Source organism: Lacrimispora struthionigena (assembly GCF_048627165.1).
GTDB lineage: Bacteria > Bacillota > Clostridia > Lachnospirales > Lachnospiraceae > Lacrimispora.
Window position 1 is genome coordinate 1507799 of the sequence record NZ_JBMBWP010000002.1, and the last position, 25449, is coordinate 1533247.

Annotated in this window: 32 protein-coding genes; 6 read left to right on the forward strand and 26 right to left on the reverse strand. The window is 40.9% G+C overall.

All coding sequences use genetic code 11. The annotated features are described in order from the left end of the window. Positions 1-16: 16 nt before the first annotated feature. Complete coding sequence (gene hrcA / locus ACOAOT_RS16180) at positions 17-1066, reverse strand: heat-inducible transcriptional repressor HrcA (RefSeq protein WP_420217940.1); 1050 nt, start codon at positions 1064-1066, stop codon at positions 17-19. Between the two features lie 265 nt (positions 1067-1331). On the opposite strand from hrcA, the gene ACOAOT_RS16185 reads away from it, so the two are divergent. Then, a complete protein-coding gene (locus ACOAOT_RS16185; RefSeq protein WP_420217941.1) occupies positions 1332-1898 on the forward strand; it encodes a 3D domain-containing protein in 567 nt (188 codons plus the stop codon). Between the two features lie 229 nt (positions 1899-2127). Continuing rightward, positions 2128-2838: a 3D domain-containing protein gene (locus tag ACOAOT_RS16190; RefSeq protein ID WP_420217942.1), complete on the forward strand. Its 711-nt coding sequence runs from the start codon at positions 2128-2130 to the stop codon at positions 2836-2838. 68 nt (positions 2839-2906) lie between these two features. Here ACOAOT_RS16190 and hemW read toward each other — a convergent pair whose 3' ends face one another. The 4 genes from hemW to gpr form a co-directional block, all read right to left on the reverse strand. Continuing rightward, positions 2907-4121, reverse strand: coding sequence for a radical SAM family heme chaperone HemW (gene hemW, locus ACOAOT_RS16195; RefSeq protein ID WP_420217943.1), 1215 nt, complete (start codon positions 4119-4121; stop codon positions 2907-2909). After that, positions 4111-5925 carry a translation elongation factor 4 gene (gene lepA, locus ACOAOT_RS16200; RefSeq protein ID WP_420217944.1) on the reverse strand — a complete coding sequence of 605 codons (1815 nt, stop codon included), beginning with the start codon at positions 5923-5925 and terminating at the stop codon, positions 4111-4113. The genes hemW and lepA overlap by 11 nt, the downstream gene beginning before the upstream one ends. A 570-nt stretch (positions 5926-6495) precedes the next feature. Further along, positions 6496-7878, reverse strand: coding sequence for a stage II sporulation protein P (locus ACOAOT_RS16205; RefSeq protein WP_420217945.1), 1383 nt, complete (start codon positions 7876-7878; stop codon positions 6496-6498). 55 nt (positions 7879-7933) lie between these two features. Continuing rightward, positions 7934-8911, reverse strand: coding sequence for a GPR endopeptidase (gene gpr / locus ACOAOT_RS16210; protein WP_104436705.1), 978 nt, complete (start codon positions 8909-8911; stop codon positions 7934-7936). A 178-nt stretch (positions 8912-9089) separates the two neighbouring features. Here gpr and rpsT point away from each other — a divergent pair, with 178 nt between their 5' ends. Further along, entirely contained in the window at positions 9090-9353 is a 264-nt protein-coding gene (rpsT, locus tag ACOAOT_RS16215) for a 30S ribosomal protein S20 (RefSeq protein ID WP_104436706.1), read from the forward strand. Between the two features lie 101 nt (positions 9354-9454). Here the strand turns inward: rpsT and ACOAOT_RS16220 are convergent, their stop codons facing one another. The 20 genes from ACOAOT_RS16220 to ACOAOT_RS16315 form a co-directional block, all read right to left on the reverse strand. Further along, on the reverse strand, positions 9455-10285 hold the full coding sequence (locus tag ACOAOT_RS16220) for a peptidoglycan recognition protein family protein (RefSeq protein ID WP_420217946.1): 831 nt from the start codon (positions 10283-10285) through the stop codon (positions 9455-9457). Next, positions 10286-10441, reverse strand: coding sequence for a hypothetical protein (locus ACOAOT_RS16225; RefSeq protein WP_277408913.1), 156 nt, complete (start codon positions 10439-10441; stop codon positions 10286-10288). A 79-nt stretch (positions 10442-10520) separates the two neighbouring features. Continuing rightward, positions 10521-10949 carry a phage holin family protein gene (locus ACOAOT_RS16230; RefSeq protein WP_420217947.1) on the reverse strand — a complete coding sequence of 143 codons (429 nt, stop codon included), beginning with the start codon at positions 10947-10949 and terminating at the stop codon, positions 10521-10523. Between the two features lie 169 nt (positions 10950-11118). Continuing rightward, the gene (locus ACOAOT_RS16235) at positions 11119-12027 is read right to left on the reverse strand and encodes a hypothetical protein (protein ID WP_420217948.1); all 909 of its coding nucleotides are present in this window, start codon (positions 12025-12027) and stop codon (positions 11119-11121) included. After that, entirely contained in the window at positions 12020-12454 is a 435-nt protein-coding gene (locus tag ACOAOT_RS16240; protein WP_420217949.1) for a hypothetical protein, read from the reverse strand. The genes ACOAOT_RS16235 and ACOAOT_RS16240 overlap by 8 nt, the downstream gene beginning before the upstream one ends. Before the next feature lie 11 nt (positions 12455-12465). After that, positions 12466-12861, reverse strand: coding sequence for a phage tail-collar fiber domain-containing protein (locus ACOAOT_RS16245; RefSeq protein WP_420217950.1), 396 nt, complete (start codon positions 12859-12861; stop codon positions 12466-12468). A gap of 14 nt (positions 12862-12875) precedes the next feature. Continuing rightward, positions 12876-13793 carry a putative phage tail protein gene (locus ACOAOT_RS16250; RefSeq protein WP_420217951.1) on the reverse strand — a complete coding sequence of 306 codons (918 nt, stop codon included), beginning with the start codon at positions 13791-13793 and terminating at the stop codon, positions 12876-12878. Further along, positions 13786-14841: a baseplate J/gp47 family protein gene (locus ACOAOT_RS16255; protein WP_420217952.1), complete on the reverse strand. Its 1056-nt coding sequence runs from the start codon at positions 14839-14841 to the stop codon at positions 13786-13788. The genes ACOAOT_RS16250 and ACOAOT_RS16255 overlap by 8 nt, the downstream gene beginning before the upstream one ends. Next, positions 14842-15243: a DUF2634 domain-containing protein gene (locus tag ACOAOT_RS16260; protein ID WP_420217953.1), complete on the reverse strand. Its 402-nt coding sequence runs from the start codon at positions 15241-15243 to the stop codon at positions 14842-14844. A gap of 16 nt (positions 15244-15259) precedes the next feature. Next, a complete protein-coding gene (locus ACOAOT_RS16265; RefSeq protein ID WP_420217954.1) occupies positions 15260-15574 on the reverse strand; it encodes a DUF2577 domain-containing protein in 315 nt (104 codons plus the stop codon). Beyond that, positions 15567-16523, reverse strand: coding sequence for an XkdQ/YqbQ family protein (locus tag ACOAOT_RS16270; RefSeq protein ID WP_420217955.1), 957 nt, complete (start codon positions 16521-16523; stop codon positions 15567-15569). The genes ACOAOT_RS16265 and ACOAOT_RS16270 overlap by 8 nt, the downstream gene beginning before the upstream one ends. A gap of 12 nt (positions 16524-16535) precedes the next feature. After that, the gene (locus ACOAOT_RS16275; RefSeq protein WP_420217956.1) at positions 16536-17204 is read right to left on the reverse strand and encodes a LysM peptidoglycan-binding domain-containing protein; all 669 of its coding nucleotides are present in this window, start codon (positions 17202-17204) and stop codon (positions 16536-16538) included. Then, complete coding sequence (locus ACOAOT_RS16280; protein WP_420217957.1) at positions 17204-19666, reverse strand: phage tail tape measure protein; 2463 nt, start codon at positions 19664-19666, stop codon at positions 17204-17206. The genes ACOAOT_RS16275 and ACOAOT_RS16280 overlap by 1 nt, the downstream gene beginning before the upstream one ends. Before the next feature lie 61 nt (positions 19667-19727). Continuing rightward, entirely contained in the window at positions 19728-19892 is a 165-nt protein-coding gene (locus ACOAOT_RS16285; protein WP_349672208.1) for a hypothetical protein, read from the reverse strand. A 14-nt stretch (positions 19893-19906) separates the two neighbouring features. Next, positions 19907-20335 carry a phage tail assembly chaperone gene (locus ACOAOT_RS16290; RefSeq protein WP_420217958.1) on the reverse strand — a complete coding sequence of 143 codons (429 nt, stop codon included), beginning with the start codon at positions 20333-20335 and terminating at the stop codon, positions 19907-19909. Between the two features lie 19 nt (positions 20336-20354). Next, the gene (locus ACOAOT_RS16295; protein ID WP_277408930.1) at positions 20355-20828 is read right to left on the reverse strand and encodes a phage tail tube protein; all 474 of its coding nucleotides are present in this window, start codon (positions 20826-20828) and stop codon (positions 20355-20357) included. Positions 20829-20845: 17 nt separating this feature from the next. Beyond that, positions 20846-22144, reverse strand: a complete 1299-nt coding sequence (locus tag ACOAOT_RS16300) for a phage tail sheath family protein (RefSeq protein ID WP_420217959.1) — start codon at positions 22142-22144, stop codon at positions 20846-20848. Further along, on the reverse strand, positions 22138-22338 hold the full coding sequence (locus ACOAOT_RS16305; protein WP_420217960.1) for a hypothetical protein: 201 nt from the start codon (positions 22336-22338) through the stop codon (positions 22138-22140). The genes ACOAOT_RS16300 and ACOAOT_RS16305 overlap by 7 nt, the downstream gene beginning before the upstream one ends. A gap of 13 nt (positions 22339-22351) precedes the next feature. Next, positions 22352-22765: a phage tail terminator family protein gene (locus tag ACOAOT_RS16310; protein ID WP_420217961.1), complete on the reverse strand. Its 414-nt coding sequence runs from the start codon at positions 22763-22765 to the stop codon at positions 22352-22354. Between the two features lie 40 nt (positions 22766-22805). Continuing rightward, positions 22806-23159, reverse strand: a complete 354-nt coding sequence (locus ACOAOT_RS16315; RefSeq protein WP_420217962.1) for a hypothetical protein — start codon at positions 23157-23159, stop codon at positions 22806-22808. Positions 23160-23171: 12 nt separating this feature from the next. Between ACOAOT_RS16315 and ACOAOT_RS16320 the strand changes: the two genes are divergently transcribed. Genes ACOAOT_RS16320 through ACOAOT_RS16330 form a run of 3 tightly spaced genes read left to right on the forward strand, consistent with a single transcriptional unit; the run spans position 23172 to position 24417 of the window. After that, positions 23172-23654, forward strand: a complete 483-nt coding sequence (locus tag ACOAOT_RS16320; protein WP_420217963.1) for a helix-turn-helix domain-containing protein — start codon at positions 23172-23174, stop codon at positions 23652-23654. Positions 23655-23681: 27 nt separating this feature from the next. Continuing rightward, on the forward strand, positions 23682-24137 hold the full coding sequence (locus ACOAOT_RS16325; RefSeq protein ID WP_420217964.1) for an ImmA/IrrE family metallo-endopeptidase: 456 nt from the start codon (positions 23682-23684) through the stop codon (positions 24135-24137). A 58-nt stretch (positions 24138-24195) separates the two neighbouring features. Then, positions 24196-24417 (forward strand): DUF6774 domain-containing protein, encoded by a 222-nt coding sequence (locus ACOAOT_RS16330; protein WP_420217965.1) that lies wholly within the window; start codon positions 24196-24198, stop codon positions 24415-24417. Positions 24418-24473: 56 nt separating this feature from the next. Here the strand turns inward: ACOAOT_RS16330 and holA are convergent, their stop codons facing one another. Further along, the gene (holA, locus tag ACOAOT_RS16335) at positions 24474-25445 is read right to left on the reverse strand and encodes a DNA polymerase III subunit delta (protein WP_420219437.1); all 972 of its coding nucleotides are present in this window, start codon (positions 25443-25445) and stop codon (positions 24474-24476) included. Positions 25446-25449 lie beyond the last annotated feature (4 nt).

A 25449-nucleotide genomic window follows, 5' to 3' on the forward strand; every position in this document is an offset into this window, starting at 1 on the left:
CTCAATATTCTACCCTTTACCTTTCATCTTTTTTCAAAATGGTATCCAGCTGGGTCATTAAATTCCTCAGCGTATTGAGTACCTTTTCATAATCCATTCGCTTGGGGCCAATGATTCCGATGGTACCTCTTAAGCCTTCCCCAAGTTCATAATTGGCGGTAACGATACTGCAGTCCTTCATCGTCTGTACAGGTGCTTCATCTCCGATGTACACCTGGATTCCGGAGCTGCTTTCTGAACTGTTTACATCATCTACCAGTTCCTGAAGTAGTTCCTTTTGTTCCAGCGCACCGATTAACTGACTCGCTTTTTCTCCGTCGCTTAATTCCGGATATTTAAAAATATTGGTTGCTCCGCTGGTATAAATCTGAAGATCCTCATCATCGGCTCTGATGGCTGCTGCCACCTCCGATAAAACCCGGTCCACCACTTCACTGTGGGGACCTGCCTGGACCTTTAACCTGCTGATCACTTCTAAATTGATCTCTTCTATAGAAAGCCCGTTTAAAGCATTATTTAAAAGAATGTTAAGATTCAATATCCCTTCGTCGCTCAGTTCTGAACGAATGGGGATTATGGTGTTCTTTATGATATTGCCTTCCACCACGATTACCACAAGCAGTTTTCCCTCATCTACCTTGGACAGCTGGATAAACTTTAACTTGTTATGATGGTACTGGGGCGCACTGATCATGGCTGCATAGTTGGTATTCTGGGCAAGCAGCTTTGCTACCTGCTTTAACATGGATTCTACCCGGTCCACACGCTTTATCATTAATTCTTTAATCTCTGTAAACTCATCTTCCTTTTCCTGAAGAATGGTGTTCACATAGAAGCGGTATCCCTTATCGGAAGGAATTCTTCCTGCAGAAGTATGGGGTTGCATAATATAACCCATCTCTTCCAGATCAGACATCTCATTCCGGATGGTGGCGGAGCTTAAATTCAAGTCCGTATACTTTGAAATTGTACGGGATCCTACCGGCTCACCTGTTTCCAGATAAGTTTTAATAATCGCTTTTAATATAATGATCTTCCGTCCATCCAGTTGATCCTTATCATCCAAACTGCCACGCTCCTTTCAGAGGTATTTGTTAGCACTCGACGTTTAGGAGTGCTAACATCTTCTTTTCATAATATATTCTTTTTTTCTACATTTGTCAATACATTCCTGAAAATTTTTAAATGAAGTTTTTGTGACCTGCATGTACATTTTATCTCAATTTTCTATCAAATATTACAAAGCCTATGACATTTTTTTCTTGACATTTAACACTTTTGTAATATAATGGTAATTGATACACCATAACAACACGATTGCGAGGTAAATCATGATTAGTTTTTCAAGACGATTCCGAATCACCGGATTTCTGACACTCCTTTGTATTCTGCTGTTATCCACTACTGCAATGGCTGCCCAGACGGCTGATAGCCAGAGTACAGCAAGCCAACAGTCAGGGAGTGTAGATACGGATAAGCAAATGAAAAAGAACAGTACCGAAACGGTTGCTACTGCAAGTGACGCTACGATGAGCGATCAGGTAGGACCGGGCATAGAAAAGAAAGAACTGCCAGAAGAAAAAGCACCCACAGGTCCGGTTTTTGAAAGAGGAGCATCTCTGGGAATATTCTCTGCAACAGCCTACTGCCCCAGCAGCTCAGGAAGACAGCAGAAGACTTACTCCGGAACCATACCACAACCGCTGCACACATTATCTGCAGATCTTACTGTACTGCCACTTGGATCAAAGGTCATGATTGATGGCGTTGTCTATACGGTGGAAGATACCGGAAGCGGTATCAGAGGAAACAAAGTAGATATCTATTTCGGAAGCCGGGGAGAAGCTCTCGCTTTTGGAAGACAGTCAAAAGAGATATTTGCTGTAATTGAAAGATAATAAATCATTGTCCATATGCGTTGCCGGAAAGCGGATTTCTCCCTTTCCGGCAGCTTTTTTTGTGCAGAAAATCCTGCTGCCATCTACAGAAAGATATAAAAACTTGACAAATATGGAAAAAAGTGTAAAATAATTACTTGTACCTCATTTATTACAAATCTGTTACATATATTTATATTGTATTAATTTGTATGTACTTTTTGTAAAAAAGAAAGGAAGTAATTATTACATGAATAAAACAAAGAAATTACAATGGTTCTTAGGAACATTACTAATGATAGTATTTTATACGATATCACCTGTTTATGTCCTTGCAGGGCAGACTCCTGGGATTATAGACGGTGCGGATGAAACCAGCATCCGGGGATGGGCCTGGAACAGTTCAGATCCTTCTTCCACCCAGGAGGTTAAGGTCGTCATTACCAATCAGGCAACCGGAAATGTTGTGGGAGAACTGACTGCTTCTGCGACGAAATACAGAGAGGATCTGGCTAATCAGGGCACTGGCACTGGAAATTATGGTTTTGAGGTATCCGCCCCCTGGAACAGTTATGGGGACGGCTCCTATCTTGTGGAAGCTTATGCCGGCGGACAGAAGCTTTCCGGCTCCAGGGTATATGGTGTTGGTTCCTTTGCTTCTTCAAACGGGCTTCGTTCTCTTGGAATGTTTAAGACCACAGCTTACTGCCCATGCAGAGGCTGCTCAGGCAGATGGGGAGGAAGAACCAGTACGGGTACAGTCGCCACTGCAGGCCATACTATTTCCGTTGATCCAAGAGTGATTCCTTATGGAAGCCGTCTTATGATCGGTGGAGTGATTTATACGGCTGAAGACTGCGGCAGTGGGGTAAGAGGAAATCATATTGATATCTTTTTTAATACTCATGGAGAGACCCGGGCTTATGGCACCAGGAGTATGGAGGTTTTTCTGGTTCAGTGATGAAGCTTTATAATAGAATAAGGGGTATGCAAAGAAAGTAATTGTTCTCTCTTTGCAGACCCCTTATATTACAATAAAAACTGGCTCATAACGTAATTGCTGATATCAATTCCCCGTTCTGTAAGCCGGTAAAATCCTTCCTTTAATTCCATCAGGCCTTCCTGCTCCAGTTTATCAAGGATTGGTCCATATACATGGCGTATATTCTGGCCGAAATTGCTGACAAACCCATGAGCAGATACTCCTTCTATGAGGCGGAGCCCTAAAAACATATACTCCTCCATCTTTCCTTCTATGGAAAGGTGTTCAAACTCCTGTCTTAAAAGCTTGTCAAACTCTTCTTTTCTTCCAAAACTTCCATTGGTATAATCCTGAAAACATGTTGTGTTATGATAACGGCAGCCATCTAAATAGGAAGAAGATCCAAGTCCCAGACCTAAATACTCCACTCCTGTCCAGTAGCCGATGTTATGTCTGCACTCATATCCTTTTCTGGAATAGTTGGAAATCTCATACCGCTCATATCCCTGTTCCTTTAAGAACTCTCTGGTCAGGTAATACATCTCTCTCTCCATGTCTTCGTCAGGAAGCTCAGGAAGAGACATCAGACGCCGCCTTTCCTCTTTTGTCATAGAATCATTATCCATCTCCACATGATCTCCATAACGATCATAGAACGGAGTTCCTTCCTCAACAATGAGGCTGTAGGCCGAGATATGTTCAGGCTTTAACATGGTAACCTTTTTTAATGTATTCTTCCAGGATTCCACTGTCTGACCGGGAATGGCTGAGATTAAATCCACATTTACGTTTTCAAATCCTGCCATGCGAACTCGCTGAAAGCTTTTTAAAAACTCATCGTAGGTGTGTATTCTGCCAAGGTAGCCAAGTTCTTTATCGTCAGCCGACTGAAGTCCCATACTGATTCTGTTTACTCCGGCACGTTTGTACTGAATGAGTGCCTCAGAGGTAACGGTTCCCGGATTGGCTTCCATGGTTATCTCCGCCTCCGGATGAATGTCAAACTGACTGTTTAATGCGTTAAGAATGGCAGTCATTTGATTTGTTTCCAGAATAGAGGGCGTCCCTCCCCCGATAAATATACTGATGACCTGATATTCTCTGGTATATGCACTCTGGTATTTTATCTCTTCCAGCAGCTGTTCTGTATATTCCTGCTGCATCCGTTTATTTCCGGGAAATGATAAGAAATCGCAGTAAGCGCATTTACGTGCACAAAACGGGATGTGCACGTAAAGTTCCATATTTTTTTTATTCATCATCTAATTTCAGTACGCTCATAAATGCCTTCTGCGGTATCTCAACGTTACCGACCTGGCGCATACGTTTTTTACCTTCTTTCTGCTTTTCAAGAAGTTTTTTCTTACGTGAAATATCACCGCCGTAACATTTGGCAAGTACATCTTTTCTCATGGCTTTTACTGTCTCGCGGGCAATGATCTTGCCGCCGATGGCTGCCTGAATGGGAATTTCAAAAAGCTGTCTGGGAATCTCATCTTTTAGCTTTTCACACATTCTTCTGCCGCGCTCATAGGCGGATTCTGCATGTACAATAAAGGAAAGTGCATCCACTTCTTCTTTGTTGACTAATATATCCAGCTTTACCAGTTCAGACTTTTCATAGCCTTTCAGCTCGTAATCGAAGGAAGCATAGCCTCTGGAACGGGATTTCAGTGCATCAAAGAAATCGTAGATGATTTCATTTAACGGAAGTTCATATTTTAATAACGCTCTGGTGGCTTCCATATATTCCATTCCAAGATAAACACCACGCCGTTCCTGACAAAGCTTCATAATGGCTCCTACAAATTCCGTAGTTACCATAATTTCTGCGCTGACAATGGGCTCCTCCATATATTCAATCTCGGTAGGATCAGGAAGATTGGAGGGGTTGGTCAGTTCCAGCTTCTCCCCATTCTTTTTGAATACATGATAGACTACGCCAGGTGCAGTCGTCACAAGATCTAAATTATATTCCCGTTCCAGACGTTCCTGGATTACCTCCAGATGAAGAAGTCCTAAGAATCCGCAGCGGAAACCAAAGCCAAGGGCAAGTGATGTCTCCGGTTCAAAGAATAAAGAAGCGTCGTTAAGCTGAAGCTTCTCAAGCGCATCACGAAGATCATTGTAACGGGCTCCGTCGGAAGGGTACAGACCGCAGTAAACCATGGATGTTACCTTTTTATAGCCAGGAAGAGCCTGCTTACATGGTCTGTCAGCAAGGGTAATGGTATCTCCCACTGCCGTATCCTTTACGTTTTTGATACTGGCAGTTAAATATCCAACCATACCTGCAGATAATTCTTCACAGGGTAAAAACTGGCCTGCGCCGAAATATCCGACTTCCACTACTTCTTCCACCGCACCGGTGGCCATCATTCGCACTTTATCTCCTCTTTTTACCGTTCCTTCTTTTACACGGAAGAAAACGATGACTCCTTTGTAGGAATCATAAAGGGAATCGAAGATCAGAGCCTGAAGGGGTGCTTCCGGATCACCCACAGGAGCTGGTATTTTCTCAACAATCGCTTCCAGTACCGCTTCTACATTGAGACCTGTCTTGGCAGAGATTCTGGGTGCATCATGAGCTTCAATGCCGATTACATCTTCAATCTCCTCAACGACCCGCTCCGGCTCCGCACTGGGAAGGTCGATTTTATTTAGAACTGGAAATACATCCAGGTCGTGATCCAGTGCCATATAAACGTTTGCAAGTGTCTGGGCTTCAATTCCCTGGGAGGCATCCACTACTAAAACTGCGCCGTCACAGGCTGCCAGACTTCTTGAAACCTCATAATTAAAGTCAACATGACCCGGTGTGTCAATCATGTTGAAAACGTATTCCTGTCCGTCATTTGCCTTATAAACAGTACGAACTGCCTGGGCCTTAATGGTTATTCCACGCTCCCGTTCCAGATCCATATTATCAAGAATCTGAGCCTGCATCTCTCTGCTGGTCAGCAGTCCCGTTTTCTCAATAATTCTGTCTGCGAGAGTTGATTTTCCGTGATCAATATGAGCAATAATGCAAAAATTACGTATTCTATTCTGCTGGGCAGCTGCCATAAAATATAATCCTCTTTTCTGATGTTTCTGGTGTCTTCAAATATACCATTAAAATTAACGGTTGTCCACCGGGAAAGCGTTGATTTCCCTGAATCATATACATTTCCTGTTACTATTTTCGCTTGCAAATACAGGAATTATGTATTAGAATAATAGTAAAGAAACAACCGCCCCATTACAAGGGGTTGGCCAATGACAATGATAGAAATCCATCCTTGCTACCGTCCAAAGTATACAAGGGTGGGTTTTCTATTTCCTGTTTCCAGGATTTTATAGAAAATATTACTTACAATTAATAAAAATAAAGGTAAGCAATGCTAAAATGAATGTACCAAAAGCCATAAGGTCTTTAAAGTCATATTTCATTCACATCACCTCCCATCTATGTAATGATGGAAGGCCAACGCCCCTGCAGTGACACGATTGTTTCATGTTCTTATGGTAACATATCCCAATTTAACATGCAATTGATTTTCTCCTCTGCAGATAGCATTTTCAGAGAAGACGCAAAGCTGGATATGCCTGATAATATAACAGGCTTCCAGCTTTTTTTTACTAATATGTTGATTTTTAATTTCCTTTTAAGACCATATCCAAAACCTCTGAAAGGGGTTCCATGGCATTTAATGCTTCCTGGTAGGAATTGGTCTGGGCGCCGACTTCAATCAAAGCGGATCTGGCTCTTAAATGTTGGTTATAACGTAGCCCTTTTATGTAAATCTTGCGGGTAAGACCAGGGAAATAGGCTGCGCTGTCCAGCTGCATCTGAAAGCTGAAAGCCAGATTCTTCTCTCTGTATGGATTGGGCAGATATTCAATGGGGCCTTCGGGAGTCTGGCTGACTCCGTTAAAAAACATAACAGGAGCTGTCATTTTCCCATTGACCTTATTAACCATATGCAGATCACTGTTTACTCCATCCCGGTGTATATCCAGGATCACCTCAATAGACGGATTATCCTGAAGAATTCTGGTAATGCCATCAAGGGCGTATGTATATGCTTTGTTTCTGTCCAGCTTTCCATTTTGCAAGTCATAGACAGAGGTATCGTGAATGACATTGTAACCTTTTGCTGTTAACAACTGGGTTAAATAATTTCCGATTCCAACAACGGTTGCCTCCTTATTACCAGACGCAAAATCAGTATATTCCTCCTGAGAATGGGTGTGGTAAATTAAAATCTGGGGTTTATCATTTCCACCTTCCAGAGTAAATTTCTCTGAAAGAAACTGATCGGCTTTCATTAAATCCCGTCCAGCCGTGGTTGAGGTATGAACGCTGTAAAAATGCTTCATCATATAATCGTAATCTGCCAGCTGCTCCTTCCGGTAAGTGGTTCCCACAATGGGCCAGATACTGCTTGATGCGCAGGTCATAGCAGAATTCTTTTCCCCACTGGCAGGTACGGTCTGTTGCGGCTCTTTGGCCGCTTCTTGTTTTGGAGGTTCTGCGGCCGCCTGGCTTTCCGGTGTCTCCTGGGAAACCTTGGGTGCGCCTGCATTTACACTACCGTCTTCTCCGCTCTCTTCTCCTCCATCATATAGAAGAAAGCTGTGTTCCTCATAAAACTTTCCACTTTCTAAATAACTCCTGTAGGCAGGATCATCTTCTCCGTAATAATCTGCTGTTGTTCCGTTTTTATTCGTATAACGGGATAAGGGGGAATGACTGAAGAAAAAACCACAAAACAGACTTCCAAGTGATTTTTCCTGATACAGTATCTTCCCGCCTTCCCCTTCCTGCTCCCATACAGAAGCAGGATACTGGTAACGCCAGATTATGGCGGCGCTCTCTGCAACGCCCTCTCCAATCCAGCTTTGAATATCTTTTAAATCCAGCCTGCCTGCTGCCTGGGTAGCTTCTTTTAGACTTAAAAAAACGGCCAGAATCAGGCTTACTGTAATCATTATTTTTTTAATTATCCGGTTTAATCGTTCACTGCTCTGTTTCATAGCCGCCTTCCTGCATTCTTGATTATAATATACTATGCAGAAAGGTGGCTGTTTACTACGAAACTTCCTGTCCCAAAAAGGTCATGTGGATCCCCTCGGAGATGGTAAAGCTTAATTCTTTCACCGTTTCGTCAATATCTGGAGGGGTTACATAAAGCGGTCCAAATTCTGGCTCTAAAAGTTCACGGATCAGATCATACTGTTCATCAGAATTAAGATTTTCCATAAAATCACCCATTCCTTTGGTTTCCATATTTTCTGACAGTGCCCGGATTAAGGTTGTTACTGTATCATGGACAATTGCGGCAGCCCCTACAACAGTAGGTACGCCGATTGCCATGACCGGTACCCCTAAGCTTTCTTTTGTTAAGCTGTTGCGGTGATTTCCCACTCCGGAACCGGGGTGAATTCCGGTATCGGTAAGCTGTATGGTTGTCCCAAGACGTTTTACGCTTCTTGCAGCCAGAGCATCAATTGCAATAATGAGATCGGGTTTTGTTTCTTTAATAATGCCTTTTAAAATCTCGGCTGTCTCCATTCCGGTCTGGGCCATAACGCCTGGTGCAATCCCACTGATCACAGGCATGGGTTTTCCACGCCAGAAATCGTCTCCATACTGAACCTTTAAATGTCTGGTAACCTGGAGATTATTAAGAACTCTGGGTCCCAGAGAATCGGGAGTTACAGAAGAATTACCCAGTCCTGCCACCAAAACATGAAAATTAGGTTTTGTAAAATCTTTTCCTTCCAGCAGCTTGGAAATCTGCGCTGAAAGTTCCTTAGACACCTCTCTGTGATAATCCTCATCTTTTAAAGACAGCTGGTCTGCCTCCAGGGTAATATAGGTTCCAATGGGTTTTCCCATGGCTTTTGACCCTTTTTCATCAAGAATTTTTACCTCAGTCATTTTAATCCGGCTGTCAGCCCGATGCCATTCCCGCAGTGATACTCCTGATATTTCTCCGCCGTCACCAGGAAAACTTTCTTTTTCTTCAACTGCAAGGTCTGTACGTACTTCAAATGTGTTTTCCATTTCTTCCTCCTTTCCAGCATTTCTAAGGTATTTTCTGCAAAAAAGCAGGAATTATGTATTGACATATGTACTGAAATTAGCTAAAATATAAAAGTATGTTTACATTGAACTGTCCGTGTCCAGACTTTGATGCAAAACAAAGAATAAATCATATTACATTTTATTGGAGGTGTACAGATTGGCTAACATTAAATCTGCAAAGAAAAGAATCTTAGTTAACGAAACTAAGGCTGCTAGAAACAAAGCGATCAGATCCAAAGTGAAAACATCCATTAAGAAAGTGGAATCTGCTATTACTGCCGGTGACAAGGCTGCTGCCCAGGCATTATTAGTAAGTGCTATTACAGAGATCGACAAAGCTGCTACTAAAGGCGTATATCATAAGAATAACGCTTCCAGAAAAGTATCCAGAATCTCTAAAGCTGTTAACGCAATGGCTTAATTCATAAACGATATTTATCCCGTTCAGACTAACCCCCTGAATGGGATTTTTTGGTTTGGCGGGATTGCCGGGATCTCTATTCACCGGATCCCGCCAGGTTCTTATTGGATCTGAAGTGCGCCGTTCTGGTCTGACTTTAAGTGAAGCTCACCCTCATACATACTGCCGTCAGCTGTCACGCGGTAAAGTTCATTTTTCCAGATCACCCACTGGTCTTTTGCCATTTTCCCGGCACTGTCTAAATAATACCACTTTCCGTCACTTCCTGTTTTCCAGGTGTCTTTTACCATATATCCGGCTTCATCAAACCAGTACCAGGTATCTCCATCCTGATACCAGTCATTTTTCACATAATCTCCTGTATTGCCTAAATAAAATCTCCATCCGTTTTCCTCTTCCACCCAGCCGGATTTTACTTCTGCTGCGGATAAAAGGGAATCCTTAAAATCTTCCCAGGTGTGAATGGTGTTGTTGTATACGTAAGGATTGGGGCAGATTTTACCGGTCACATCGTAATGGCGGATTACGTGATCTTCTTTGATTCCGTATTGTTCCATCAGCTGCTTAGTCAGTTTCTTTGCTGAAGCGACGGTTGCGTCTTCAAAGTACCAGTCTCTGCTTGTGTCGGACTGGCTGCCTTTGTTTCTGACACACAGCTCGATACCAATGCTGTTGCTATTACGGCATTCCGGATGGATATAGGTCTTGGCTCCGCAGTGCCATGCAACGTTTTTGTCTTCAACGGACTGCCAGATTTCTCCGGAAAAGCCTACAAAGTAGTGGGCGCTGGCGCCTACGTACTGGGAGGCATAGTATTTGCAGTTTGCTTCTGCGCCTCCCAGCGCTCCTACATAATGAATAACGATATATTTAATACGGCTTAACTCGCCGTTACTGTAGTTATATGGGGTTAGAAGTTTGTTTATTTCCACTTAAATCCCCTCCCTTCTTCCCGAGAATCCCATGTCATCTGCATCAAAGGATTCCCGGAAACGTTCGATTTCTGTATAATCGGAATCTTTTAGATTCTCCTGTATTCCAAGTAGTTCGATGTTGCTCATGTCTTTGGTTGATTCGCTTTTTACCATAGATATCACCTTGTCCCTTTCTATTTATCATATGAAGAAAGGTGGGGAAATGTCACGGGGCAGTGTACTTGGTAAGGTTTTAGGTTCGGTCGGGGAGCTCGTCGGTGTACTGGGACAGGAACTTCTTTATGGCTTCCCATATGTGTTTTACGGGCAGACCGCATAATGTCATGTTTTTTAAAATGCTGACCAACTCGTATGCTATGTATAGAAGGCCGAAAAACTCGGCCACACCTATGGAATTAACTGGAAGATAGGATCGGATACCTTCCGGAATGAAACCAATTAAGTTTAGGTGTACGATTTGGTCTAGTACCAAGAGGAATGCCAGGGAGGCAACCATTGATATTTTTCTGATCGCACCGTCTATTCCAAAACAGCTGTTAAATTTATGTTCTTTAATTGCTCTGATGCAACCAAAGCAGGTATCCATAACTACGGCCAAGATAACCAGTTTAATAATCGTGCTTCCCCATGCCAGGGCAAGCAATTCTATGATTCTTTCCATTTAATTCTCCTTTACTTTAGACTTTTCCATGTTTTTATGTAGGGATTTAAATCGGTCAATTCTGTTTACTAAATCATGTCAGTATACGTAAATTATATTATGTTCATAAGTAGCTTTAATTTTAATTCCTGTTGTAACTTAGCCATTATTAGTTATGGAACAAAAATAATTAGTAATATCCTGATATTGTGTAAAAATAATTTCCTGATGTAGCAACTGGAACAATCATTTGATTATTATCATACTGAGCCCCGCCAGAATAATTAACCATTCCATTATTACTACCATATGGAATTACATATTGTCCTCCTTCAAATAGAGCAAGTCCGTTCCAGCCTGGATCAATAGAATTGTCCAATCTAAATACGCCTACCAGAGGTGTAAATCCAGTAGGTAATACTAAATAATAGTAGGATTTTGTAACATTATAATTCCATAGGAAAAAGTTTTTACTACCCGAAGTTGTTTTACGTCCTGATATACTAGCATATTTTCTAACATTACCCGTTACTCCAAAAATTTTAATTCCATTTAAAATATTCCCAGCCATAAGATTGCTATCGCCGACAATATTTATATTTCCTGTCATATACTTATCAGAGCAATTTACCGTCTGCTGAAAACTTCCCGGTGTAATAGTTTGACCCGATAAAGATGTTATATTACCTGTTAGTTTACTTCCATTTACCCATGCAGTGTATCCGTACAGCATCTGAGCAGCTGTAGCAGTTCCAGGTGTTTGTCCTACCAAACTATTCGCTATAATTTTTCCTAATCCATTATGATATCCAGCAGGAATGTTACATATTTCACCTGTGTTTAATGTCTGGCTCATAGCACCATGATTTACCATACTACCTTTTCTTTTGTTTTTAGGATCTGTACTATAATATGTTTTACTAGCGAGTACCTGACTATCCGCTGCATCTCCGGTCAACTCCAGAGTTCCTTCTACTACTTCATCATCAGAAGCACTTATAATAGCCGTATACCCCTTTAACACTTCAGCTCTGGTAGCGGTACACTCATCAGATCCTCCTCCAGCGGCTCCAGCACCTGAAATACTAACTTTACCCATTCGCACTCACTCCTCTCAGATATACGCTAAAATCTTCTGTTGGCTTCTTTTCTCCGCAATAGAACGTCACATACCCATCTTCTGTCTCCCCGTCAGATATCATCCCAGTCATTTTTCTTCGAAGCTTTACATCTGCAGCATCCAAATTTTTAGGAGTACAAGGGCTTAATACCGGATTGTCAGTTGCTTTCAATCCTGCCACCGCTAATCTTTGGCTGTAAGGTGCTGTATTGCTCCAGCCAGAAGCCGGAATACTTACCTCTATTAACTGTTCATGCTGCTCCTGAACCATCTTATTATAAAAAGTATTATTAAAAAGCTGTTCGATCTCAACCGCCATCTCCTGGCCATCTGCCAGCGTATCCCTGTCCCATTTACGAATTTCAGCCGTATATTGCGGCGGATTCTTTACATCACAATATGCCATATTAAACCTCCTTAAAATATTTCATCCATATCATAGATCTGAGGAATATCTGCATCTTTTCCTTTACGCATAAAGGTTCGGTATGCAATTAAATCTCCTTCTGCATCAAACAATCCCATTTCGGATATTTCACTTCCAGTTAATTCTCCTTTTTCTAATGTAGCCGTGTAACGGCAAGCAGTCTCCTCATCATTTACATAAGTGTGAACCTCCACTTTCTTTTTTAAAAGTTCATGATAAAGAGCAACTTCACCTCCAGAAGCCGCCTTTGGCTTCCCCTCATCATTTACGCCCCCGTCTCCCCACGCCATATGAGTGATAATGGGAAGAGCCACATCTCCTGCATGTGCTTTGCAAAATTTCTTTCTCCCTGTTACTGTAATAACTCCATTTGTAATGTCTGCCATATATTTTCCCTTTCCTATAAAATAGTTAAACCGCCATTTAAGTTACGATTACCGTCCAATGGCCACTCATCTTCCAATACATTCCTGTTTGTAATGCAGACAGGACCAACCGTCATGTATTCCATCGCACTGAAACTAAAACTCATCATTTCTTTTATATTAGAATCATTTTTTGATTCTGCTTGTACTACAATCATCTCATTATCTGAAAATAACTGCCTTGGTATGCCAACCGATATACGTAACTGCTCTTCCCGTTTATTGGGATGCTGTATTTCTGCACAAACCCTGGTTCCCACAGGATAAAAGTCAATGGGACTTTCATCATTGTAACCGTTTAATTTATTGTCCCTATTCAAATTCCAATTACGATCCAGATTCAAATGCGCCAGATTATATCGAGGAAAAAAAACAGTACGAATAGTTATGTTGTTAAAGGTAGAGCTGTTTGCGTGATAGTTTCCCTGGTATTTACTGCAAAATTCTGCTTCCAGATTTGCTGGTATTATTCTTCCTACCATATCCCGAATGCTTTCCACAATAACCAGAGAACATTCTTTTACTACAATTTTTAAATTGCTCTTAAGGATATCCACGTAGATTTCATAATTGTCCCCAAGTAGAGATGTTAACTGCTCCTGCAATTTTCTTTGGGTATAAGGGAGCTGATAATTCCAGTTTGCTAATACAATATTTCTTCTCTCTTCAAGAGAAAGTGCTGCCTCCCCTTTGATTCCTAACAAAGACTCCCATTTTTTTATCCCCTGATAATCCGAGGATACTATAAAACTGTTATTCCACAGGATTTCAATGTTTGAATACAGCTGCCCCAATTCATTTTTTTCAGCTCCGCCTATCTCATTAAACTCTCGGATTCCTCTTAAATAATCTGGTAAATATGATATTAAATCCATTTCTCTTTGATTAAGCATCGACATCACCTCGTTGTGCTATCTTCTCAGAGGGAATTACATAATTACCATTCACTCCATTGATCTTTGTATCCATAACATCAAGAACCCCTTCCACATCCAGCAACCTGCTTTCAATTCTGGAAATCCTGACAATAATGTTATCTAACTCTTGCCACGAATGATTGAGTTCTTCCAAATATTCGTCCAGAGTCTTTTCAATAAAATCTTTACATTTTCCAGAGTCATATCCTGTCTGATATGTGATTTTTGCAGTAATTGATACTATCTCTCCCTGGGCGCCTGCAACAGAAACTTTATGACCAATAGGCGCAATTCCATAGCCTTTCCCCTGGTCTGTAATTGGATCAATCTGTTCCTGCACACGTTCAATTAAATCCAGACTGGGAGCGTGAAAAGAGGAATCAACAATGACCAGTTTCACCGTTCCGCCACCATTCCAGGCAGGAAACACCTTTACCCCACCTACTCCTGAAATCGCCGAAACTTTCTCTTTATAATCTGCAATATTTCCACCGTACGCCTGAGATTTTAAACTGTCAAAATATCGTTTACGAAACCGTTCTGTTTCCTCTTCCTCTTCTCCTGGTACTAAAAGTTCTGTAAGTTCAGCAAATGTTAAGCCTTTTATATATTCAACGGGAATCAATCTGCCTAAATTTACATTTCCGGAAGTACCAATCGTTTCACACCGCATCCGGTATTCAAAGTCATCTAATTTTTCTATAGCCTTGTAATTCATTAAGTTTTGAGAGAAACGACTTCCTATTGGAATTTCCATATTAAATCGTGCCTTTAGCTCTGCATAAGAAGCTGCCTTGGGAATAATTCCGCGCTCAGCTGCTCTACGTATTAAAAATTCTCTGTCTGCTGTATCCGCAAAAATCTCTTTTAAGACCTGGTCGATCTCTATGTACATAATAGCAAGCTCTGCAGCAGCTGGAGCCAGCGCTGTATAAATTACAGAACCTTCCCTTTTATCTAAGTCAGATGATACTTTATCTAACATACGCTTTAATATGTTCTCATACGAAATATTTTCATACACTTAAAAGTTCACCTCCTTTTCAGCATTAATTTCTCCCACCGGAGTATGGACGGTAAATGTTATAAATAGTGATGTACCCTTCTCTTTGAAAGAAAAATTATCCACCTCATTGATTCGGTCGTCTTGCTTTAAGGCTTCCTTGATTCTTTTTTTCACTTTAGCTTTAACCAGCCCTAACGGCCTTCCAAAAAGCCTGTTTAATTCCACTCCATAATTCCAGCTATAAATTAGCCAGTCAAAACGCTCCGTATTTAAAATGCAGTAAACAGACTGTCGAATTGCCTCTAAACCATCTGTCATTCCCATAATACGACCGCTGTCCATAACAAGACGGAAGGTTTTAGATGGCTGCTCAATTACTTTAAAGTCCTGTTCCAAAATATTACCTGTTACTGGGAGCATAAGTATTCCCCCTCCTTTACCATCTGCCTGCTACTACGTATTGTTGTCCTCCCCGTTTTTGAATGAGAAGAATCCTGTCTCCATTTCTCAGACCTGCCTTTACAGTCACTGTCATTTCTCCCAAACCTGGTATTTCCATTACACTTAAATGGTCTGTAAACTGTTCTGGTAATATAATCTGGGTTTTTGTTAATATGGTTTTCTGATCTATCCGAATTTCTAATGGATCCGTGTTAAGCACAGAAGCAGTTATAACATCACAAGGATCTCCAGCCTCTACAGCCTGCATTACAATTCTTTTTATGTTCTCTATCCATTCAACGTCAGCCAACTATTTTTGCTCCTCTCAATGTTAAATCCATAGTATGAATTCCTTCATCAATTTTGTGAGTGACTGATTCAATAACCAGATAATTTTTACAACTTGTGTCTAATGTATCCAGAAAAACCGGAATAAGACAACCAGCTCTGGCACGAATATCACCAAATGCATCTTTTATTGTCAGGGAACGGGAAGGGCGATTGTACAAAGTCAGATAGGTTTCTGCTACTTTTTGCCCATCCACTCCCTTTTCAATGGATTCATCCTTTTTAAGGACTCCCCATTTATTTATGTTCTCTGTGCTTTTCGTAATGTAACACTCTCTTTGTTTGGTATCACTATTGTCATAATACAGTTTGATCAGATTAAAGGTATTGCTGTCAATACTGACTTTATAGTCATAGTCCTGCGCTGTCGTTTCATCAATCATGATATCCAGCTTCATGTTTTCCATAGATTTAAGTGTTAATTTTCCTACATCATCATAGAACGTATATAATTTCCCCGAATGTATCATAGCAAGATCCATATTGTTCAAAATAATATCAAATAACGTCTTGTCCTTTTCTTTTCTGGAAAATCGCTGACCAGTATCCTCAAGTTCTCCTGTCTTTAGATGAAAATCATCCGCAATCATCTGTATTAATTCTGCGGCAGTTAAATCCGTATAATTATAAGTCTCTTTATTTTTTAGATAACGCAGCTGATCGTATGCTGTAACCTTTACCTGACCATCACTGTTCCAGTTACGTTCGAAAATAAACCCAAAGAAAACAGGGATTCCAGTTACGTCCAACCGGACAGCATTGCCCTCTTCAATTTGAAGCATCTTGTCCGGGAGAAGCGTAAATGTGCACTTTCCTGGCTGTCCTCTTCGTTGGGTCTGCCATGAAATGTTTCCGCATACGACTGGTTCATAAACGGTCCGATCATTTTGGATATATAAATGTGCTTTCATCTTTCTCCTTTCCTAAGGCATAATTAATACCTGATTTGGATAAATCAAATTAGGATTGGAAATTTTATCGCGATTTAACTGGTATATTTCTTTCCACCGGCTTCCATCTCCAAGATTTTTTTTAGCAATGGACCAAAGGCAATCTCCTTTTACAACCGTATATTCTTTTACGATTGGCGGCTCTCCCTGACGTTCTTCTTGTGAACTGGTCACTTCATTTTGCGATTCGTCCTCATCGATTTTAAAATTCATGATTTTTGTTCCGTAACTCTTATATTCTTTCATGTTAAGAGACACTGCCAGATCAAACCCCTCACTGACATCATCTGTGACTTTATAGTCCTCCAATGTGACATCAAAAGTTGTGTCAAATAAACTGTTTCCCATTAGTCCTTCACGAATTACAGTAAATTCAAAAAAATTCCCATTATCCTTAAGTTTTTTTATTTTAGTTAAGAAATCTTCTGCACTTCCTATACTTCCATCCCAAGTGGCACATGGATATTCCATTTGAGGAATAATTACATCCAGGCTTATTTCAGCAAGACCCGTTGGCTTAACTAAATTAATCTCCTCTCCATTAATGAGATTTATAGTTTTATTCTGTCCATTGTATTTTAATGGTATTTTTTCTGGTGGAAGAGGAAGTAGCATGTCATCAATATAGATTTGATAAGCCATTAATATACCGTCCCTTCTGCGGAAGAAACCAGCATTTCTGTAGTAACATCGCTAAGCATTCGAGCTACGTTATCAATGTCCGTAACAGTCTTTATGGTGTTATTGTTATTAACATCCACCTTTAATTCCGCCAGTGTAAACCGGTTAATAATTTCCTGCTCAGCCGCATCCCGCATATACTTTAATTCCTCGTCTACGATATCCATGGAATCTGCCATAGCTGCTGTACTCGCCGCCGTATTACCTGTGTTTTTTATAATATCTTCATTAGGTACCTGTGTGTTTTCTACAGGATCATGCTGCTTAACATTTGTTTTTATTTCCTCATATTTATTTTTAACTCCATTTTCTATACCCGTCCCCCAATTATTACCATTCTTATAAGCATCACCATAATTAAAACGATCATGTTCTAATCCCGCTTCAGACATCATCTTATCTAAATCCAGTGGTTTAAACTTTTCTTCGTAAGTCCCATTTCCATGTTTCTTAGCAAATCTATCATAAAAACCATAAATGTCTTCTCTCCAAACTGATACCGTTGCTTCAAAATGAGAACCAGTAACCAGATCCAGAGCTTTTGCCACCTTCTGAATCAGGCCCAAAATTTGATCTCCGAAATCTGCAAATAGATACACAGCCGAAGCAAGAGGATCACGGAACATATTTGCTATAAAATTAGCCAAGAAAATAAAAGGATTCAACATAAATTCAACTACCCCAATAACCATTTCTCCCATAGCCATCAGGATATTACCGATAAAAGCTAATGCCGCTGCGAATACCCCGCAAATTATTCCTGTAGCACTATAGGAGGTTCCGGCAAAATGATTAATAGCTGCTACTCCTGCATAAAAAAGAGCAATAATTGCAATAAGAAGAATCAGGAACCAAGTCAGAGGGGAAGCTCCCAGTGCTGCATTTAGACCTTCGACTGCAATCTTTTGTGCTGTTGTAGCTACAACATTGGCCCAACCGCAAACCGTACTTAAGGCTGTTTGAGCCGCATTAGCAGCCATAACCAGCCAACCAGCTCCCAAAACTGCATTGTAAACAATTAAGGCAGCAACAATACCCAGGATAACAGGTTGGAGAACCGACCATGACTCAGCAATAAAATTACCAATAGTTCCCGCTACCAATCCAATTACACCAAAAATCCCACTGATATTTTCAACATCTCCCTGCAATCCTGATGTAAAATCCTGAATACTTTTTGTAACAAAGTCCACTATTCCGCCAATTGGTCCTGCTAATCCAATATTAATTGTCTTTGCCAGTGAACTGAGAGCACTTGCTGCATCGTTATACTTTATACTGTCTAGTTCCTCCAGATGATCTTTTGTCAATTCTACAGATCCACTTAGGTCAGACAGTGCCATTACACCGTCGCTACCAATATTTCCCCATGCATCACCAAACAGCTTAACTCCTGCCAGATTTTTGCTTACCGGATCTTCCATATTATTTAAAGCATCCATTGTCTGCATAAAAGCCTGCTTTGCGGTCTCTCCTCCACCTTTAAATGCTTCCGTCATTTTATTTGCATCAAGCCCTAAGGCAGCGAATCCCTGGCTGGAATCTTTTCCACCACTGACTGCACGTTTTGAGAATTCGCTAACCGCTGTACCAAGGGAAGCTATTGAAACTCCTCCATTTTCAGCACCATTAATGAAAGCCTGAAACATTTCATCTCCACCAAGACCCAGGCTTTTAAATCTGGATGAGTACTGATTAATTGTTGCCAGTAAATCTCCATTCTTATTAAGACCTGCCTGTGTTCCCTGAATAATCAAATCAAACGCTTCAGCACCAGATATACCAAACTGCTGTTCCAACATGCCTGCAGACTTTATACTATCTGTCAGTCCATATCCAAAGGTATCCTGCATCAGCAGTCCGGCTCGTGTTATCTGCTCTAATCCGCTTCCGGTTTGTCCAGTAAGCTGATTCACTGCAGAAAGGCTTTGTGCTGCCGAACTAAGACTGGGGCTTAGATTATCAATATAGAGATTGGAGGCACTTTTTTGTGCTGCACTAAGATCTGGTCCTTCCATACCGGTTCTTGTCTGTATGACATTACCTGCGGCTTTCATGTCGTTTGCCTGATTGAAAATATCCATGGCACTTGTCTTAATGCCCATTTTCTTTGTAACAGAAACAACTTTTTCCCAGGCTTTCTTTAGCTTTTCGACTTCTTTCTCATTCTCTTTTGTGTTCTCAGTTAACTCTTCCTGCTGGTCTTGCACTTGATACACCGTTTCTTCTATTCTGTCATACTGGAGGCGAATTCCAGCCAGTGAAGATTCCCACATTTGCATACCAGGTAGCGCCAACGCATTTGATGATGCCATTTGTAAGCTGCGCATAAGACCGGCAGTCATATTAATGGAAGTACTGACTCTGTTGAGTACAGGTGTTGCACCGTCAACAAGCTGTATTGAGTTTTCTAATGTCGCCACACTTCTACCTCCTTTCCATTTATTATTGGGGAAACGTCTGTTAAGGCGCTTCCCTCATTTATTACCTGTGCCTGGCCTTTGCTTTTTGAGCCTGCTTCTTATCATTTTCCAGTTTCAGATTAACTGCTGCAATAATAAATGCCTTCTCATACCGGTCAAGGCTTAAAAATTCATGTGGCCATTTGTGAAGCTTGTGGAGGCAATAGTAAGCAATGTTGGCTTCCATATCGCCTCCATTTATTAGTTTTTTGCCTCTTCGACCTGCTCTTCCAGTGTTGTATCAAATCCATTCACCTGCTGGATCCGCTCTAAATATCCGGCATATTCTCCAGCAGTCAGCATTGCTTTTAACAAAGCATCTGATCCCATAACCTGGTAGGAATCCTGTAGACCTTTATCATTCAGATTGGGATACACCGTACATTCTGCGGCCAGTTTTCCAAGATAAAGATTATAATCCGTCTCCTGTGTATACTGTCCCTTTTTGCCAGTCACCTGTACCCGTTTCGTGCACTCTTTTCTCAGCGCTTCATCTTCTTTTGAAGTAATTGCTTTAATTTCCCACTCCACTGGTTTATTTTTCTGACCTATAAAACGTTTTGAAGCTACAAATTTCTCATTCTCCGCCTTTACAGCATTCTGACTTAAAAAACAACTTAAATCTCCCATTTTCATATCCTCCATGTATTTACTGCATTCCTGCAATTGTTCCAAAACGTTCTGGCATTTCCCAACTCTCAAATGTAAATTCGAACTCATCCTCTAAATATTCTCCTGAGGCATCAAACTTGGTAATAATTCCTCCGTTTAAGTTACAATTCTTTAAAATGACAGTCTGTCTTCCCACACTGGAAGCAGGATCTTCATTTGTAACCTGAATATCAAAGTAGATATCCTTGCCAGTCTGCTGGTATCGATATAAAATATCACGGAAAATGCTTGTGTTATAGTGAAATGTTGCAGAACCGGTTCCCTTCATTCCGACCGTTTTATTCCCTTTCATAGCTCGTCCAAGAATCGGGATTTCAGACTTCACCTTTTCAATCTTTGCTTCCAGATTCAAAGCCTGCATGAAATTAAAACGTTCATTTTCAATTGTAATAAAGCATTCTGCTTTTGCTGCGCTGACTGCATCCCACGCATTCATTGTTATATTACTCATTATCCATTACCCCTTTCTTATGAAACGACGACTGTCATGTACAAAATACTCATACAGTTAATAGGCTGAACCGGGAAATTTACTAAAACAGACCGTTTTCCCTCCCCCTTATCCACTGTGACCGCTTTTGCATCAAAGTCTTCAATGGCTCTTAAAACTGCCATTTGTTTTCCGTAGGTTACAATATCATTCCACAGACTGATTCGCCCTGCATTATCATTGGGCATCTTTCCCAGATACCGGGAATGGAAAAGTCCTGCAATATCATTGCCAATCTGATCCAGTACTCGGATGGTCTGATTATTAGAGAAATCCTCTCCTTTTTCATCTGTATCGGTTACCAGTGTATTAATATCTGTAAGAACCCTGATCTCACTTCCAACTTTATGTAAAAGGAATTTGCCGGCCTTCATAGCATCTGCAAGCTGAAGCTGGGTATAGGGAACTTTTACAGTGTATTCTCCGTCATACTTCTTGTTTTCCACTGTTTTGTTAATATCACAAGCTGCCTCAGCGCCTGTTACCCAATAAACCAGACCTGGCGTATTCTCTTTGGCTTCATTTTCCACTGATATGATTCCTTCATGATCTGCTTTTGAATATTGATGTAAAACTGTCTGGAATTTTACTCCAACATCATCTCTCATTCTCCTGGTAAAGGCCGCAAATAATGCTTTCACATTATCATCCTGTGAAGGACAGCAAAGAATCTGGTAAGAGCTGCTTTCTATTGCATGTAAAAATTCAGAATAATCTTCGCCGGTAATTTCGTTCCCATCACTGCCTCCAGCAAATGGAAGCCCTGCCGTTTCTGCCAAAGTTGCATCTTTCTTAAATATCACATAATTGTTATCCTTAAGTTCAGCTGATTTTGAAACAGTCTGAGCATCTATTTCTTTTCCATCAAACAGGATGCTTACATTATATTTTGAATTGTCATCCACATTTTTTGAGATGACTGCCATCAGATTGTTTCCCCGCTTTCCGGAATATTTTGCTGTTCCATAGTCACAGAATGCATGGTTACCGGCATTTAACCGATAGAAGATTCCCTTTTTCATATTCTGGAATAATTCTCTTACAGGCAGCATTGCTGCGTCCTCAACCGAATAGCCAAAAATTTCTTTACTGTTATACTGGAATTCCTCAGCAGTAACTTCAAAAATTTCCTTTTCCGGCCCCCAGCTTAAAATCATTGGAATAGCGGCCACACCTCTGTCACCAAAGGATACACCAGACGTAGCACGATTAATAAAATTTATATACGCACCGGGAAATACCTTATTTTGTGTTTTAAAATTTCCTCCACCTAACATACGTTTACCTTACCTTTCTTAAATCGATTCATTATCTCTTCTGTTTCTGCCAGTGAATAAGTTTTTCCGTTCTCTAACAATGCACATAGCAGGTCACTTTGACCGAAATACTTCTCTGAACAGATTAACTGTTTTTTTGTATAACGTACTGCTTCAGTTTTTTCTGCAGCCTTTCTTCTACTGTTCCCAGTCATCAATTTACCTCTTTCATTTTAAGATAATGCCCTCCATAGACACTTCCTCCTCCTGATTTTTCAGAAAGAATATTTGATATTCCGTTTGAAATTTCAGATTACCGTTTTCTACTAATCCAGATCTGTCTTTACTTCCTATAACTGCCCCGTTTTTCAAAGAGATCGATTCCAAATGTTTCATTAACAACTCCAATACATGGTACTGATTCTCAAATTGCTCATCTGCACCCTTGGGATAATAATTAATAAATATTTTTATACTACAGCAGTATCGCTTCCCGTTTATGCAATTCTCCGACACCTGTGAAATTCCGGCCACTAAACAGGATTCTTTCTCTTCTAGCTCAATAGATCCTAAACGGATTTTTATTTCAGGAAAGATAATCTTCAACTTCTCAATTACAGATTCCGTTATTATGTTATACATTCCTTGCCTCCATCCCTTTCACCTACCTTCTGTCAGAATTTTATGTAGTCTTTTTGTCTACATCATCATTAAAAAAAATATCACTAATCTCCTCCAACGATGCAATCCCAAGCAACTCACACAGCGCTTTAATCTCACCCGCCTTAAACTGACTCTTATTCCACAGTTTTCTTCGAAACCCATAGCTGGACAAGTGAAGTCTGTCCGCAATCCACCCCTTTTTCAGCCCGGATTTTTTGATTAACTCATTTAGCCGAACCGTGTTGGTCATCCTGTCCTCCTTTCTTGTAGTCTTTTTGTCTACAACGTCATCATACTCCGTCGTTTCCTTTTTGTCAACACGTTTTTCAATTTTTGTTGAAAGTAATTCTACTCCGTGATATAATGCTGTCATGGAGGTGGTCCTATGGATATCGGTCAGATTATAAAACAAAGACGTGAGGAATTGGGAATGTCTCAGGAAGAGCTTGCGAATAAGGCGGGTTACAAATCCCGTTCTTCCATCAATAAGATAGAGGTAGACGGCAGAGGCCTTCCCCAGTCTAAAATTACCGCAATCGCAAAAGCACTGAGAACAACTCCGGCTTCCCTCATGGGCTGGGAGGAAACAGATGTTTTTGCGCTGGATCATGAAAACAGCTGTTTCGGAGAGTCTGCAAGAGAAATGCTCAATAATTTTCAAAAGCTCAATGAAAGCGGACAAAAAGAGGCGCTAAAACGGGTCAGTGAGATGGTGCACATCCCCCAATATACAAAAGTAGACCCGGTTGTCCGGCCTTTGCGTACGGATCCCAGATCTTATTTACAGCCGGTAGCGGCTCATGAGCGGACGGATATTGAAGTGACTGAGGAAATGAGACAGCATGATGATGCCTTTTTCGATGAGTAAGGAATAAAATTCGTTGAGGTGATTTATTTGAATTATGACATATTATTAGAGGAAGCAGACTCTGACGGAATCATGATTAAAGAAAAACCATTAATTGGTAATGACGGACGTATTAGGGGTGATCAGATTCTCATCCGGCAGAACATGTCCGGCTGTCAGAAAGCCTGCGTACTGGCTGAAGAACTTGGACATTACTACACCACTGCCGGAGATATACTGGATCAGTCTAATGTTTCAAACAGAAAACAGGAACGCACAGCACGTTTATGGGCTTATAACAAAATGATCACGTTGGAGAAGCTGGTTGCCGCGAAAGAGGCCGGCTGCAGAAACAGCTTTGAGATCGCGGAACATTTAGAGGTTACGGAAGAATTTCTGCTGGAAGCACTGGAATGCTATCGGACTAAATATGAGAAGGGGCTGCAAAAGGACAACTATTTAATTCTTTTTGAACCGTTTAATATTTATAAAATGGCAGAATAATTTTTTTCTTATCTTAATGTCACCTGATGCATCATATATTATCCAGAGGTGATGAACTATGCAGTCCTGCGAATTAGTAACACTTGTGTCATCCATTGCCTGCTGTCTTGCACAAGGGCGTACACCTGATGAAATTGCCCTGCTTAGCAGTATTTTCGACCAGCTGGGCGATACACTGGATACTATTGCAGCCCACCGGGCTCTCTGTTGCGGCAATGATGACAATATTAATGATGATATATTTTTTGGCTTTCAAAGTGAAAGAAGACGGGAGCGATAAGGAACTATTCACCAGTTCCTTATCCTCCCGTCTTCTGAAACAGACAACCTGTTATTTTAGTATTTTGCAGTCAGCAAAAGCTCAACTGCCATACGATCCGAAAGTCTTCCCGTTTTAACCGCTTCTTCCGCCTCAACACAGGAATTCACATAAGAAAGAATCTGTTCCTTGGAAAAAGTTCTTGCCTGAGGCATCAGTTTACCGGCAGCAAAAGGCGGGATTTTAAGCTTTGCTGCGATTCCCCCTTTATCCATCCCCTTCCCCATCAGTTCCTTTACCTGGAGCAGCTGGTTAAACTGCCTGGCAATGAGAAACATGATTCTCATGGGAGGTTCCTTTAACGTGAGCAAATCTTCATAAAGTTCAAGAGCTCTTTTTGTCTGGCGGTTAACGATGGAAGTAACCATATCAAATATTTTATTGGTGGTCCGCTCTGTACAGATCGCCATCACATCTTCATCAGTTATAATATCTCTTCCTAACGTAAAGCTAATCAGCTTTTCCAGCTCCATGCGGATATTTTCCATATCATCACCGGTCATGTTTAAAAACAGCTCCATGGTCTGTCCAGTCACCTTTTTTCCTTCTCTGGAAAGTAATGTTCCTGCCCACCTGGCAAGCTGATTAATGTCCTGACGCTCCATCTCGGCGGCATAACCAAGTTCCTTTATCTTTTTAAACATTTTGCTTCTTTTGTCCACTTCTGATTCCACAAAGATCATGCAGGTTGTATCCGGCATCTGGGGCAGATAGTTAACCAGTTCTTCTGCAGCCGCCTTAAAAAATCCACTGTCTTCTACAAGGATCAAGCGTTTCTCCGAAAAAAAAGGCATAGTATCAGCAAGGCTTATAAGCTCCTTTACATCAATGGATTTTCCGCCAAACTGGTTGAAATTCATGGTATCTCCCTGAGTTATGGCCGATTTCATCTGATTCTTGTAGCTGTTTTTTAGAAATGCCTCTTCTCCATATAAGAGATAAACCGGCTTAAAACTGTTATTTTTTATATCCTGATTCAGGGTTTGCATCGCA